The sequence below is a fragment of the Aeromonas sp. L_1B5_3 genome, assembly GCF_963866575.1.
Classification (GTDB): Bacteria; Pseudomonadota; Gammaproteobacteria; order Enterobacterales; family Aeromonadaceae; genus Aeromonas; species Aeromonas jandaei.
On the sequence record NZ_CAWMDN010000110.1, the window covers coordinates 23,481 to 37,252 of the forward strand.

At 60.4% G+C, this 13,772-nt stretch carries 15 protein-coding genes; 7 read left to right on the top strand and 8 right to left on the bottom strand.

Annotated elements, in window-relative coordinates; all coding sequences use genetic code 11:
• The first annotated feature begins 199 nt into the window (after window positions 1–199).
• Both AACR93_RS08945 and AACR93_RS08950 read left to right on the top strand, forming a co-directional pair.
• Window positions 200–409 carry a cold-shock protein gene (locus tag AACR93_RS08945; RefSeq protein WP_005302803.1) on the top strand — a complete coding sequence of 70 codons (210 nt, stop codon included), beginning with the start codon at window positions 200–202 and terminating at the stop codon, window positions 407–409.
• A 92-nt stretch (window positions 410–501) separates the two neighbouring features.
• Complete coding sequence (locus AACR93_RS08950) at window positions 502–807, top strand: hypothetical protein (RefSeq protein ID WP_043850543.1); 306 nt, start codon at window positions 502–504, stop codon at window positions 805–807.
• On the opposite strand, the gene AACR93_RS08955 is transcribed toward AACR93_RS08950, so the two are convergent.
• Window positions 794–1,042 (bottom strand): TIGR02647 family protein, encoded by a 249-nt coding sequence (locus tag AACR93_RS08955; RefSeq protein WP_033113423.1) that lies wholly within the window; start codon window positions 1,040–1,042, stop codon window positions 794–796. The two genes, AACR93_RS08950 and AACR93_RS08955, sit on opposite strands and share 14 nt — an antisense overlap.
• A gap of 245 nt (window positions 1,043–1,287) precedes the next feature.
• On the opposite strand from AACR93_RS08955, the gene AACR93_RS08960 reads away from it, so the two are divergent.
• Both AACR93_RS08960 and AACR93_RS08965 read left to right on the top strand, forming a co-directional pair.
• Complete coding sequence (locus AACR93_RS08960) at window positions 1,288–1,842, top strand: hypothetical protein (RefSeq protein ID WP_043850573.1); 555 nt, start codon at window positions 1,288–1,290, stop codon at window positions 1,840–1,842.
• 159 nt (window positions 1,843–2,001) lie between these two features.
• Window positions 2,002–2,394: a DUF2750 domain-containing protein gene (locus AACR93_RS08965; RefSeq protein ID WP_043850544.1), complete on the top strand. Its 393-nt coding sequence runs from the start codon at window positions 2,002–2,004 to the stop codon at window positions 2,392–2,394.
• 96 nt (window positions 2,395–2,490) lie between these two features.
• Here the strand turns inward: AACR93_RS08965 and AACR93_RS08970 are convergent, their stop codons facing one another.
• From AACR93_RS08970 to AACR93_RS08990, 5 genes are all read right to left on the bottom strand, one after another.
• Complete coding sequence (locus tag AACR93_RS08970) at window positions 2,491–4,341, bottom strand: extracellular solute-binding protein (protein WP_043850545.1); 1,851 nt, start codon at window positions 4,339–4,341, stop codon at window positions 2,491–2,493.
• Between the two features lie 122 nt (window positions 4,342–4,463).
• Complete coding sequence (locus AACR93_RS08975; protein ID WP_043850546.1) at window positions 4,464–5,357, bottom strand: EamA family transporter; 894 nt, start codon at window positions 5,355–5,357, stop codon at window positions 4,464–4,466.
• A gap of 121 nt (window positions 5,358–5,478) precedes the next feature.
• On the bottom strand, window positions 5,479–6,225 hold the full coding sequence (locus AACR93_RS08980) for a DeoR/GlpR family DNA-binding transcription regulator (protein ID WP_043850547.1): 747 nt from the start codon (window positions 6,223–6,225) through the stop codon (window positions 5,479–5,481).
• Between the two features lie 93 nt (window positions 6,226–6,318).
• A complete protein-coding gene (locus AACR93_RS08985) occupies window positions 6,319–8,751 on the bottom strand; it encodes a formate C-acetyltransferase/glycerol dehydratase family glycyl radical enzyme (protein WP_043850548.1) in 2,433 nt (810 codons plus the stop codon).
• Between the two features lie 52 nt (window positions 8,752–8,803).
• Entirely contained in the window at window positions 8,804–9,700 is an 897-nt protein-coding gene (locus tag AACR93_RS08990; protein WP_043850549.1) for a glycyl-radical enzyme activating protein, read from the bottom strand.
• A gap of 128 nt (window positions 9,701–9,828) precedes the next feature.
• Here AACR93_RS08990 and fsa point away from each other — a divergent pair, with 128 nt between their 5' ends.
• Both fsa and AACR93_RS09000 read left to right on the top strand, forming a co-directional pair.
• The gene (gene fsa, locus AACR93_RS08995) at window positions 9,829–10,479 is read left to right on the top strand and encodes a fructose-6-phosphate aldolase (protein WP_043850550.1); all 651 of its coding nucleotides are present in this window, start codon (window positions 9,829–9,831) and stop codon (window positions 10,477–10,479) included.
• A gap of 98 nt (window positions 10,480–10,577) precedes the next feature.
• The gene (locus AACR93_RS09000) at window positions 10,578–10,766 is read left to right on the top strand and encodes a hypothetical protein (protein WP_043850551.1); all 189 of its coding nucleotides are present in this window, start codon (window positions 10,578–10,580) and stop codon (window positions 10,764–10,766) included.
• Window positions 10,767–10,777: 11 nt separating this feature from the next.
• Here the strand turns inward: AACR93_RS09000 and AACR93_RS09005 are convergent, their stop codons facing one another.
• Window positions 10,778–11,977, bottom strand: coding sequence for an HD-GYP domain-containing protein (locus AACR93_RS09005; protein WP_041209843.1), 1,200 nt, complete (start codon window positions 11,975–11,977; stop codon window positions 10,778–10,780).
• A gap of 166 nt (window positions 11,978–12,143) precedes the next feature.
• Between AACR93_RS09005 and rsuA the strand changes: the two genes are divergently transcribed.
• Window positions 12,144–12,836: a 16S rRNA pseudouridine(516) synthase RsuA gene (gene rsuA / locus AACR93_RS09010; RefSeq protein WP_043850552.1), complete on the top strand. Its 693-nt coding sequence runs from the start codon at window positions 12,144–12,146 to the stop codon at window positions 12,834–12,836.
• A gap of 13 nt (window positions 12,837–12,849) precedes the next feature.
• Here rsuA and AACR93_RS09015 read toward each other — a convergent pair whose 3' ends face one another.
• On the bottom strand, window positions 12,850–13,749 hold the full coding sequence (locus AACR93_RS09015) for a DMT family transporter (protein ID WP_043850553.1): 900 nt from the start codon (window positions 13,747–13,749) through the stop codon (window positions 12,850–12,852).
• Window positions 13,750–13,772: the final 23 nt, after the last annotated feature.

The window sequence follows — 13,772 nt, forward strand, 5'->3', positions numbered from 1 at the left end:
GCCCTGCCGTTGGCAGGGCACAAATTTGTTTGCGTAATCTACAAAGCCACGTATAATCCTAGGCAGCTTGAAAGGGCGATAGTTATGTCAATGAATTTGATGTTTTACATCTTTTCCTGTTGTTCATAAATTAATCCCGTTTTTTGAGCTTTACCCGCTGAAAAGCATAAGTAATTATTTTGAATACAGGTTTAAAGATATGTCTAACATGATCACCGGTACCGTTAAGTTTTTCAACGAAACCAAAGGTTTTGGCTTCATCCAGCAAGAAAACGGCCCGGACGTTTTCGTTCACTTCAGCGCCATTCAAGGTAACGGTTTCCGTACCCTGGCTGAAGGTCAGCGCGTACAGTTCTCTGTGACCCAAGGTCAGAAAGGCCCGCAGGCTGAGAACGTAACTGCTCTGTAATTCTTACAGAATTTAAGAAAGCCGTGGTACCTCTGGTACCACGGCTTTTTGTTTATATGGCCTTTGTTCCTGACTCATACGGTGTGTGAATCATGTTCCAGACCCTGTTGCTCCTGACTGCATTGACCCCGATTGTGGATGAGCCCGTGCCGGTACAGGCAGCTATGGAGGCAGAGCGGGTCTGTCAGCAGTTTGTCCATGTGCGGCTAGGTGAAGAGCGGCAACCGGACGAAATTGAGGCCCGCCTGATCCCCGACAGGGAGTCAGAGTGGCTGGTCGATGGCAAAGTAAAAGGACCCGAAGGTCCTTTGCTGTTTGCCTGTCATCTCCATCAGGGAGAGCGCTGGGAGCTGCTCAACTTTTCGCTGTGGGCTCCCCAGCCGGTCAAAGCGGTTTGAGAGCGACCAGCAGGTGCTGCAGATGCTCTACCATGGTCATGCCAAACGGGGTGAGGTAGCCGCCATCTTCGGCACTGATGAGCCCCTGCTGGTGCAGGCGAACCGCTGCCTGGCACAGCTCTTCAGACATGTCGCTGCGTAATTTGATGCCCAGGCTCATGTTGGCTGGATCAAAGCATGCCAGTATCTTCAACTGGTTTATTACGTCATCAGAAATCTGATCGATACCAATCATGGATCTACTCCTTACGCTAAAGATGTATGCAAACTAGCACTCCCGGATCCACTTTAGTGGGCGCTGGTTCAAACTATTGGTCTTTGTCTCTGCCATATCCTGCCGAGTGCTGTTTTTTTGGGCGTAATCAGATGGTTGCCACTTCTCCTCGCAAGATCCTCACCATGCCAAACGTGATAGGATAGAGCCCTCCTGTTAACCGGACGGTTCGCTTGCGGCTGTTCGCCCAGTTCAAGGTATTGCTCATGGTCAAGATCACTCTGGTATCCCTGCTGCATTCACACTCTGCCGGTTTTCCGGTCTACCCCGTCTCTCTGTTGACCTCCTTGCTGGAGAGCCATGAGGGTGATCTGTGGTTGCCTGCCCGCAAGGGGAGCGATATTGCTCAACTGCGCAAGCATGCCAAAGGGGCTCAGGCCCGTGAACTGGCAAGTCTCGATGCCGGCTGGTGTGACTTTGCCACCGGTAAGGAGGGGGCGACAGCCGAGCTGGATGCCCTGGCCAACTACGATGCCGAGATGATGGAGAATCTGCAGATGTATTGGCACAGTGCGGCCAAGATCAACAGCCCCATCAGTGACAACCTGTTCGAGCTGCGCCGCGAAGTGGTTGATGAAGCGCACGGCGCCAAACTGGCGACAGCCTGGCTGGCGCAGCAGCAACTTCGCTTCGAGCAGTTGATGAGCGCGGCGGCGAGTGGTCGGGATCAACTCTGCTTTGTCGAGGTCGAGTCAGCCTACTGGCTGCGGCAAAAACTGAGTGAAACAGCGGATGTGGAGCTGATCACCCCGGTGTTTTAATCCGGCCAATGTGGCGAGCCTGGCTTTTTTATCCGGCTCCCTGCTCTATCCTTATGGGCGTTTCGCTTCCCCCGTCTGGCGTCAGGGGGTGGCAGGCTGGACAAGCTGACCACAAGATGTGAACATGGCGCCCTTTATCGATTGAGAGAGACTTGGCCAATGAGCTATGAACTGAGCGACACCGAGCGCAATGCCGCGCTGCAACTGAACGCTGACTACCGTTACGATCACTTCATCAGCAAGCTGGTCGAGCATGAAGAGCTGTTTGTACTGACCGACGAGCACGGCGTCATGATGCTGACTACCGACGATGAAGATTGCATCCCGGTATGGCCGCACCCGGAATACGCCAAGGCGTGGGCCGAAGGTGAGTGGGCCGAGTGCAAGCCGCAGTCCATCACCCTCAAGGTGTGGCTGGAGCGCTGGATCGAGGGCATGGAGCAGGACGAACTGTGCGTCGCCGTGTTCCCGACCCCGGATCAGGAAGGCATCGTGCTGGAGCCGGCCGATATCGCCGACGCTATCGCCCAGAAGCAGTCCAAGCGCGGCTAATTGCCCCAGCTTGACGCGAGCAACTGAGGCTGCAAAAAACCGGTTGCAAAAAAAGACCCCGCCAGTGTGCGGGGTCTTTTGCTATCTGCCGCTGGCTCAGGACTGCTTGAAGCGGGTATCGACCTGAGTAACGGGAGGGAAGCTCTGGCCGCTCTTGATGGCATCCAGCGTTTCATTTTTTACTTGTTCGTCGATCCAGAACAGACCGCCATAGCTGTAACCACTGTTGCCGCCATCGAGGGGCCAGTGGAGCAATTCGCTCTTGGGGGTAGCGGGGACCTTGGGCAGTTTTATCCAGCGCCAGGCGCCATCACGGGTGTAGGGCACCTGATAGGTGGGCACGAAGCTGGCCAGCTCATAGAGCCACTGCTGGATCTGGCGCGACAGCTCGGCCTTTTTGCCAAAATCGAAAGCCTTGTCGTACTGCTCTACCAGGGCGGTCATCGCCTCGTCATCGATGTTCATGATGTTGTTGGTCTGCGGTTTGTGGGCGTTGATCTTGTGGAAGTGCTCCCAGTAGGCAGGGTAGCGACCAGCACTCCAGGCCATCCAGGCACTCTGGTGCTTTTTCTCCAGCATCGACTTGAAACCGGCCGAGGCATCCATCAGGTTTAGCTCCAGATTGAGTCCCGCCTTCTTGGCTTCCTCTCGCAGCAGGGTCAGACGCTGGGCGTGCTCTGCCGTAGTGTAGGTGATGGTCAGGGTAAGCGGCTCTCCCTTGCCGTTTTGCAAAATGCCGTCAGGGCCGGCGGAGGTGAAGCCCGCCTTGGCAAAGTAGGTGCGCGCCAGTTTCGGATCGAAGGAGCGCGCCTTGAGATCGGTGTTGGTAAAATCTCCCTGACCCGCACCGTAGCTGTTGAGGCGCTGATAATCCCCGCGCAGCAGGGTGGTGAGCATCTTGTCGATATTGAGGGCGTGCTGGATGCCGAGTCGCACATCAAGATTGCTCAGCAGCGGATCGGCGGTGTTGAGATAGAGGCCCGTGGGGGATTGCGGGGTCTGGTTGTAGAACCAGAGCCGCTCGATATAGCCTTTCTCGAACTCCGGCGTTTTGCTCTTGTCATGCCACCAGTTGGGCATCACCAGCGGGAAGGTATCGAGCTCGCCGCGCAGGAAGTGCTGCCAGGCGATGTTCTGATCCCTGATCACCTTGATCTCGAGTCGTTCGGGATTGAAGCGGTGCTGGAAGTAGCGCTCGTCATCGCCCCACCAATCCTTGACCCGCTTGAACGTGATCGATTTGCCCTTCTTCACCTCGTCGATCTGGTAGGGGCCGGTGACCGGCAGCACCTTCCAGTTGTACTCCTTGACCCAATTGCTGGTGAGCTTGATGGCATGGCTCGGCTCCGGGCTGATGGGCAGTGACTCCAGCAGATCCTGGTGACTCTTTGCGATGCCGCTGGTGATGGAGAGGGTGTGGTCGTCAAAGCGGGTCACATCGACAATCTGGGTGCTGTAGTAGTTGTTGTACCAGGGATCGTTTATCTCCTTGCTGCGCATCATCTTGAGGGAAAACACCCAGTCATCGGCGGTAACCGGTTGGCCGTCCGACCAGCGAGCTTTCGGGTTGATGCGAAAATAGAGGGTCTTGTTGTCGGCGCCGAAAGCCCATTCACTCGCCAGCATCGGCATGGGGTTGCCGGTTATGGGGTGGGTGGCCAGCAGCGGCAGGTTGGTCTCCCTGACATAGGCGGCAAACGCACCGTTGGAGTCGGGCCCGAACTTGCGCAGGGTGAGGGGGAAACTGGTGACGAAGTCGCGGAATGTCCCCCCGCGTTTGGCAGCCGGATCCGCGTAAACGGGATCCGTGTTGTTGCTCTCCCACTTCAAATCGGCTGGCAGGGCGGCGCTCCAGCTGTAGTGACTCAAACATAGGGTCAGGGTGATTGCACTGGTGCGAAGAAGGCGCGGGATGATCCGGGATCCGGCGGTGAATGTCGATGGCATATCCTTGCTCTCCTGATAGCTGCGTCCTGCAGGTCACCTGATGGTGGCTTCAGCCCCGTTGGGGGCTGGCTCATGATGGAAATTTTCCTCGCCCCGGTCAATGGCGGCGGGCAAATAACGGATCAGGCGGCGGCCTGCGGTTTGAACCAGCGCAGCCGGCCGCCCAGCAGATGCACCACAAAGCCGAGTAGCACCAGAGCAGAACCCAGCCACTGCAACGCAGTGGGATGCTCGTCCAGCAGCAGGGCTGCCGCCACCATACCGACACAGGGCACCAGCAGGGAGAGGGGCGCTACCTGCGCTACCGGATAGCGCATCAGCAGCCGCCCCCACAGACCGTAGCCGAGCCAGGTGGCGACAAAGGAGAGATAGAGCACGCACAGGAAACCCTGCCAGCTGATATTGAGCAGGCTGCTGGTCATCAGTTCCGGCCCCTCGAACAGCCAGGAGAGTGCGAAGAAGGGGAGGATGGGCACCACTCCGCCCCAGGCGATAAGGCTCTGCAGGGGTGTCTGATAGCGCAGCCCGATCTGGCGATTGATGACGTTGCCAAGGCCCCAGCAGGCTGCCGCGCAGAGGGTCAGGACGAAGCCGAGCAGAGTGAGATTGCCTTCGCCATGGGTGGCGATGAGATAGAGGCCGGCCCCCGCCAGCGGCAGGGCCACCCAGTGGTGGGGTTGCCAGCGCTCACCCAGCCAGATCATGGCGAACAGCAGGGTGAAGACTACCTGGGATTGCAGTACCAGCGAGGCCATGCCCGCCGGCATGCCGAACTTCATGGCGCAGAACAGAAAGGAGAACTGGCCCAGACTGATGGCACCGCCATAGGCCAACAGCCAGCGCCAGGGCATGGCGGGTCTGGGGACCAGCAAGATGGCGGGAAAGACTACACCGACGAAGCGCAGCGCCCCCAGCAGCAACGGGGGAATGCCCTCCAGCCCCCACTTGATGGCGACGAAGTTGAGCCCCCAGCAGAGAATTACCAGAGCGGCCAGAAACTTGTCCTTGATGTGCATGCGGCGTCCTTCGGTTCGTGGCCCGGGAGAGGCCAAAAGAGGACGAGCATACCCCAGCCTCGGTGGGCGCCGTCAAGCCATCAGGTGGTGGAGCACCCCGGCAACGGGGGCAAGGGGCGATTCAGGCGGCGACGCAGTGCACTGTGATGCCACGCGCGGCCAGGGTGGCCCGCATGGGGGCGGGCAGGGCGTCGTCGGTGACCAGCACGCCGATCTGGCCCGGTGTACCGAGCGGACTCGGGTGGATGGCGCCGAACTTGCTGCTGTCGGTGATGACCACATTGGTCACCCCCTTGGCCAGCACGCTGTTGACCACGTCGGCGCGCATCATATCGCGGCCGGTGAAGCCCATCTCGGGATGAAAGCCGTCCACCCCGATGAAGGCCTTGGAGAAGTGCACCTGCTCGATGCACAGCCGGGTCAGTGGCCCCACTACGCTCTCGCTCTGATGCTGGAACAGGCCACCGAGCAGCACTACCTGAGCCTGGGTGTCGCGCAGCAGGTGGGCGATGTAACTGCTGATGGTGATGATGGTGACCCGCTTGTGCTGGGCCAGATGGCGGGCCAGCAGGGCGTTGGCGCTGCCCCCCTCGATAAAGACCGTCTCGCCATCCTCCACCAGCTGGGCGGCCCGCTCGGCGAGGCGCTCCTTGAGCAGGTAGTTGATGTTCATCCGGGCATCGGGGTCGTCGCTCTCCAGCGCCATGGCCGAGCCGTGCACCCGCTTGAGCAGCCCCTGCTTTTCGAGAGCGGTCAGGTCGTTGCGCACCGTCACCTCCGAGACCCCGGTACGTTGGGATAGCTCGCTCACGCTCATCTTGCGGGCCTGATGGACCAGGGTGAGGATCAGTTGGTGGCGTGGGTTCATGGGACCTCGCTGGTTGACAGTGGATAGCGGCAAGCCACCGCTCGGGTGGCTTGCCGGTCATATAAGGGGCACAGCTGCCCCTGGTGGGGCCCGTCAGAGACTGTGCTCGGTTCGGGCGATGATATCATCTTGCGCATCGGGGGATAAGGCGGTGAAGAAGGCCGAGTAACCCGCCACCCGCACCACCAGATCCCGGTACTGATCGGGATGGGCCTTGGCCGCCAGCAGGGTTTCCCGCGAGACGATGTTGTACTGCACGTGCCACCCCTTGTGTACCTCGAAGAAGGTGCGCAGCAGGCTCATCAGCTTGGCCTTGTCCCGCTCGTTTTCAAGGCTGGCCGGGCTCAGCTTCTGGTTGAGCAGAACGCCGCCGAGAATGGCCGCCGTGGGCAGCTTGCCAAGGGAGTTGAACACCGCCGTGGGGCCGAGGCGATCCGAACCCGACGAGGGGCTGGCCCCTTCCGCCAGCGGGGTGCGGGCGTGGCGGCCATCAGGGGTGGCCATGGTGGCCGCCCCGAAGGGTACGTTGGCCGAGATGGAGGAGGTGCCCGCATAGTAGGTGCCGCCGATGGGGCCGCGCCCGAAACGGGTGTTGTGCAGCCCCTTGAGTTCGTCGATGTAGCTCTGGTAGGCCTGTACCAGCAGCATGTCTACCTCGTCCAGATCGTTGCCATATTTGGGGGCGGCATTGGTGAGGCGCATACGCAGTTGCTCGCCTTTGACCCCGGCAAAATCCTGCTCGAGCGCTTCGGCCAGCTCACTCTGGTCTACGACCCCCTGTTCGAACACCAGTTTCTTCAGCGCCGCCAGACTGTTGCCCAGGTTGGCGATCCCCACCTGCAGGCCGGAGACCCAGTCATAGACGGCGCCCCCCTGCTTGATGGTCTTGCCGCGCTCGATGCAGTCATCTACCAGCGCGCTGCAGAGGATGTCGTGGGCCTGAGCCTCCAGCACGCTGTCGACCACACAATCGATCTCGATGGACTTGCGGGTGAAGTAGCGCACCTGCTCGTCCCAGCGGGCCATCACCTCGTCGAAGTGGCCGAACGTGCCGTCCCGCAGCGACTGGGGCTGGGGCAAAAAGACCTTGCCGGTGGTGGCATCGCGGCCGCCATCCAGCGCCGCCAGCAGGATGCGGGCGAAGTTGATGAAGCTCATGCCGGTGCAGCGATAGCCCCACTTGCCGGGCACTGCGGTTTCGATGCAGCCGATGGCGGCGTAGTGGTGAGCATCCTCCTCACTTACGCCGAGCTTGATGAACTCGGGGATCACCACCTCATCGTTGTTGAAGGCGGGCATGCCAAAGCCGCAGCGGATCACCTGAATGCAGGCGTCGAGAAAATCTTCGCTCATACCGGCGTGGTAGCGCACCGAGAGGTTGGGCTGGGTCGAGCGCAACTGGCCACAGGACTCCAGAATCGCGTAGGAGAGACCGTTGACCGCGTCATGGGCTTTGCCCCCCTGCCAGTTCTGGCCGCCGATGGTGACGTTCTGATAGAGCGGGCTGCCGGCGGATGCCTTGGAGTGGGTGCCGGAGCGGATCTTGTTCACCTCCAGCAGCTTGAGCCAGCACCCTTGCAGCAGTTCGATGGCGCGTGTGCGCGGCAGGGATTCCGACAATTCCACCTCGCGGCGATACCAGGGATAGAGGTACTGATCCATTCGGCCAAACGACACCGAGTGGCCGTTGGACTCGATCTGCAGGATGAGCTGGATGAAGTAGCAGAGCTGCAGCGCCTGCCAGAAGGTCTCGGGAGGCTGGTGGGCGATGTGGGCGCAGTTGAGGGCGATGGTCTCAAGTTCACTGCGGCGATCGGGGCGCGATTCCTGTGCTGCCATGTCGCGGGCCCGCGCGGCGTAGCGTTCGATGTGCTGGCTGACGGCATCGAAGGTGATGGCGACGGCTTGCAGAAACTGCTCGCGTTGCAGGTCGGCCCAGTCAGCCAGATCGAGCCGGCCACGCCGCTCGGCCACCTTGGCCTTGAGGCCATCGAGACCGAGGGCAAGCAGCTGCTCGTAATTGACCGCGAGGTGGGCATCCCCCGAGGTCATGTTGCCCTCGGCCTTGATGATGCCGCTCTCCAGCAGCCCCTTCTGTTCATCGGTAAAGAGGCCGTAGCAGCGATCCTGTACCGTCTGACCGCGCCAGAAGGGGGTGAGGGTGTGGATGATCTGCTTGTCTCTCATGCTCACCGCAAAACCGGCGCCGGGGCGATCTGCCAGCTCATCGATCTCCTTCTCGATCCAGCCCACCGTGTATTCGGGAAAGAGCGGCGCCGCCCGCACCTGACTGGCCTGGTTGCCGACGATGAGCTCGTCGTGCTTGATCCAGATGGTGCGCTCCTTGAGGTGGTGGGCCAGCGCCAGGGCGCGGCGCACCGGCAGCGGCCGGGCCAGATGGGCCTGATAGGCCTCGGTGTAGTGACGGGCACGCTCGGTGCAGACCGGCGGTTGGACGATGTGGATCAGGCTCTCCTTGTGGGCACGGATCCGCGGGGGCAGGGTAGTGAGGTCGAGCTGGGTCATGGTCTTATCCTCTGGTCATTGGGCAGTGAGTGGCTGAGGTCATGGGGTGTTGCTAGCCCCGGGTGAGCGGGGTAAGCCCCTGCGCACGGGCACACTCATGGGCAAAGGCGAGTAGTGCCGGGTCATCGAGCGGTTGTGGGGGGGCCTGATAGGGTTGGTCGAGCAGGGCGTATTTGCCTGCGCCCAGGGTGTGGTAGGGGAGAAAGTGGATCTCCTGCACAGTGCCAAGGTTGGCGGCAGCTTGGGTGATGGCCTCTATGGATGCGCGGTCGGCATTGAAGCCGGGGATGAGCGGCACCCGGATCTGCATGGCCACGTCGCGCTCGGCCAGACGCTTGAGGTTGGCCAGAGGCAGGGCGACCTTGCCACGGGTCCAGTCGAAGAAGCGCACTTCATCCACATGCTTGAGATCCGCCAGCAGCAGGTCGAGATGGGGGAGGCTAGGTTCAATCTGGTGCCAGGGCACGTGCAGGCAACTTTCCACTGCGGTATGCAGCCCCTCGGCCTTGCAGCGGGCCAGCAGATCGGCAGCAAATTCGGGCTGCATAAACGGCTCGCCACCAGAGAGGGTCACTCCGCCGCCACTGCGCTCAAAGAAGGGGCGGTCCCGCAAGATGGTGGTCATCAGGGTGTCCAGACTCTCCTCCCGGCCGCACACCTGCAGCGCTTCGCTGGGGCAGAGGCCGCGCAGCCGTTCCACATCCTGATTGCTGAGGGTTGAGCGGGCGAGCTGGACTCCCTGGCTGTCACGCAAGATTGCCGGACAGGCATCGCTGCAGAGCCGGCATCCCTCGATGCATTGGCGCCGGTCGAGTAGTATGTCCGGCTTGGGAGAGCGGCTTTCCGGGTTTTGACACCAGCGACAGGCCAGCGAGCACCCCTTGAGAAATACCAGGGTGCGAATGCCGGGGCCATCGTGAGTTGAATATCTTTGCAGGTCAAAAATCATACCGCCTCCTTTTGTATTTGCATTCTATTTGCTTTCGTTCGAAAGTTGATTTGATTTTGATCAACTAAATTGCGGATGTTATCTGGCTAAAATGGCGACAGATTGAACATCCCTTTAAGGAGTCAGAGATGGAGCTTTATCTCGATACTGCCGATGTGGCTGCGGTGCGCCGCTGGTCACGGATCCTGCCGCTGGCTGGCGTCACCACCAATCCGTCCATTGCTGCGGCAGGCGGCATGCCGCTGACCGAGTTGCTGCCCGCCTTGCGGGAGGTGCTTGGGCCCAAGGCACGCCTGTTTGCCCAGGTGATGGCCAAGACCGAGACCAAGATGGTGCGCGAGGCGTTTGCCCTGCGTGAACTGGACCGCGACCTGGTGATCAAGATCCCGGTATGTGAAGAGGGATTGGCGGCCATCAAGACCCTGACTGCCAACGGGGTGCCGACGCTGGGGACGGCGGTCTATACCCCGCTGCAGGGCTGGCTGGCGGCGGTAGCGGGGGCAGAATACGTAGCGCCCTACGTCAACCGGCTGGATGCGCAGGGGGGCGACGGCATCGCCACCGTGCAGGAGCTGCAGCAACTGCTGGCGCTGCATGTTCCGGGCAGCAAGGTGCTGGCGGCGTCGTTCCGCACGCCGCGCCAAGCGCTCGACTGCCTGCTGGCGGGCTGCCAGTCCATCACTCTGCCGCTCGACGTGGCCGAGCAGCTGCTGAGAGTACCGGCGGTGGACGCGGCGTTGGCGAAATTCGATCAAGATTGGCAGCAGGCATTTGCCTGAACCTGATTGAAGGCAAGATGACGGGGTGGCAGAGGGCTAAGCTATAAGGGAGAGCCCGACGTGACGGGCTGGTGTCGATGGCTGACCGGAGGTGCCCCATGAGCGACCACTCCCTGCTGCCCCATGGTGAAGATTTGCGCCGCGCCGTGCGCTGGCTCAGCGAGCACCATCAACACGATATTCGAGCCATCGAAGAGGCGTGTATCCGTTTTGATTTGTCGCCACTGGATGAGGAGTTTCTCATCCAGCATTGCGCCGAGCGGCGGCGAGAAGGCGAGTCGGGCTAGACGGAGCGGATTTAGACGAAGTTGGCCAGATTGATGCCAAACTCCTTGGGATCAACCGTGTTCTCGATGGTTTCCTGAACCCCGTTTTTGGCGAGATCCAGCCACTGCACATCAAGGTAGTGGCGCTGGGTCGCGTGATAGATCACCTTGACCACCGGCTTGAGCGGTTCCTGCTGATTGCGCTGCATGACAATGGCCAGCCGCTGGTTTGACAGCTGCACCAGCGTACCCACTGGATAGACCCCCATGCATTTGATGAACTTGGTGACCAGCTCGGCATCGAAGTGACTGTGCAGTCCCTTGAGCAGGATGCGAAACGCCTGGGTCGGTTGCATCCCCGCCTTGTAGACCCGATCTGCAGTGATGGCATCATAGACATCAACAATGCCGCTCATGCGGGTATAGAGCGAGAGCTGATCGCCTTTGAGCCGCTGTGGATAACCGGTGCCATCGAGCCGCTCGTGGTGATTGGCCGCCACTTCCAGCATGGTGGGGGTGATGCCGGGAGTGTTGCTCAAGATCTCGTAGCTGTGCACCACATGCTGGCGCATGATGGCGAACTCCTCGTCGGTCAGCTTGCCCGGTTTGTTGAGCACCTCGTCGGGCGTCATGATCTTGCCCACATCGTGCAGCAAGCCCCCGAGCGTCAGCTCCTTGAGCACGCTGCGCTCCAGCCCCAGATAGCGGCCAAAGTTGGCCAGCAGGATGGCGACGTTCATGGAGTGCTCCATCAGGTAGGCATCCTTGGCGCGGATGCGAGCCAGACAGAGCATGGCATCGCCGTGGGTAAACATGGTGTCTACCATCTCTTCGGCGACTTCGGCCAGCGGCGTGATATCGATGGGCTCGCCCGCCTTGAGGTGGCTGATGAACTTGCCTTGCAGCTCGCGAGCTTCCTGATAGAGGCGGCGGATCTTGAGCTCCTTGCCCTCACCGTTGGCACTGACCCGGCGTCTGGCCTGATCGCTGCCGTTGCCAAGTTCGGGCGACGCGACCGCTTCGCTCTCGGCATGGCCCAGCTTGCTGCGGGAGAGATCGATCCGCACCGTGAGTACACCCTGACGAACCAGATTGGCAATTTGTCCCTGAGTGGTGACCAACCCCATCTGGGCAATTTCCATTCCGCCGGTCTGACTGGCAATAGCGATGACATACATGCCGGGTTTCAGCTGATTGACGGGGATGACAGGATAGGATGCTTGAGACTTCATGGCGGCTTCCCGAGATTTATTATTATGAGTATCGCCCGTGATGGGTCATAGCGCAGTGTAACATTGGATGGCCACTTCGTCACAATTGGCCGCCCGTTAACAGTGGCGTTGTCGCCCCCGCCAGATATAATATTGCCCCTTTACTTTTTGGACTCCGAGGTTGTGAATGCGGCTTGATAAATTTCTGTGCGACTGTTCCGATTTGACCCGTTCGCTCGCTGGCAAACTGATCCGTCAGGGTGAGGTCATGGTGGATGGCATCGTGGTCAAGCAGCCGGCGTTTCACATCAATGAAGAGAGCCAGATCGAGTTCGACGGCGTCACTCTCACTCTGGATCGCCGCAATCGCTACTTCATGCTGCACAAACCTGAGGGATATGTCTGCTCCAACGAGGATCCGGATCATCCGACCGTCTTCTTCCTGATGGATGAACCCTCCATGGGCAAGCTGCACGTGGTGGGGCGCCTTGACCTCGATACCACCGGACTGGTGCTGGTGACCGATGATGGCCAGTGGTCCCATCGCATCACTTCTCCCCGCCACGAGTGTGCCAAGACCTATCACGTCTGGCTGGCCGATCCGGTGAGCCCGGATGCCATCGCCCTCTTTGCCGAAGGTGTGCTGTTGCGCAGTGAAACCGAGAAGACTCGCCCCGCCCAGTTGGAGTTACTGGGTGAGTGCGAGGCGCGTCTCACCATTCATGAGGGCAAGTACCATCAGGTTAAGCGGATGTTTGCCGCCATCGGCAACAAGGTGGTGGGTCTGCACCGCGAGCAGGTCGGTGGCTTGGCGCTGGATGCAGATCTGGCACCCGGCGAGTACCGTGAACTCACCGCAGACGAGATTGCTCTCTTCTAAATCCTCTCGGGTGTCAGTGGCCGCTGGCACCTAATACCAGCACTGTGCCCAGTGTGGCGAGCAGGGTTCCGCACCATGCCGCCGCCGAAGGCCGTTCCCCCGAGTGCCACCACAAGAGCGGCAGTAGGATCACCGGCGTGGTGGAGGAGAGGATCGCCACCATTCCCACGTCGCCGTGTCGCAATGCGAGCAGGATCAGCGTCATCCCTAGCGCCATGGCCAGAAAGCCGTTGATGGCGATCATGCCGAAGATTTGACGGTTGATGGGACGAAATGCTCGGGTCAGCGGCAATCCGGTCAGCCGCAATGCGCAGTGGGCCAGCAGGGCGCTGACCATCCTGACTCCCGATGCACTCACCGCATCGACGTTGCTGCTCATCATGACCGGCTTGGCGATGATGGCGCCCAGACTCTGACAGAGGGCGGCGGTAAGGCCAAGCGCCACACCGATGGTCAAACTTCCCCGTATCCGCTCCCATTCGCTGCCACTGCTGCGCCGGCCAAACAGAATGGCCAGCATGACGCCGGCAAAGACCAGCAGGGCACCAGTCAGCCGTGAGCCGGTCAACTGCTCGTTGAAGATCCAGAGCCCGAGCAGGGCAGAGAAGAGGGCATGGCAGGAGAAGAGCAAACCGCTGCGCCGCGGGCCGAGCCGATTCATGCAGGCATAGAGGGCGGTATCGCCGATAAAGATGCCGATCAGTCCGGACAGGGCGAGCAGGGGGAGGGTGCTACCGGAGAGGGTGTGCCAGCCGCCAGTCAGCAGACTGATGCTGCCAAGCATCAGGCTGACCAGAAACATCCGCCAGCGGCTATAGGCAAATGGGCCCAGATGGCGGGCTGGTTTGACCGAAATCAGGGCGGCAACTGCCCATAAACTGGCCGATGCGAGAGCCAGCCACTCATAACCCATAAAAACTCCCGAAAAAATTAACC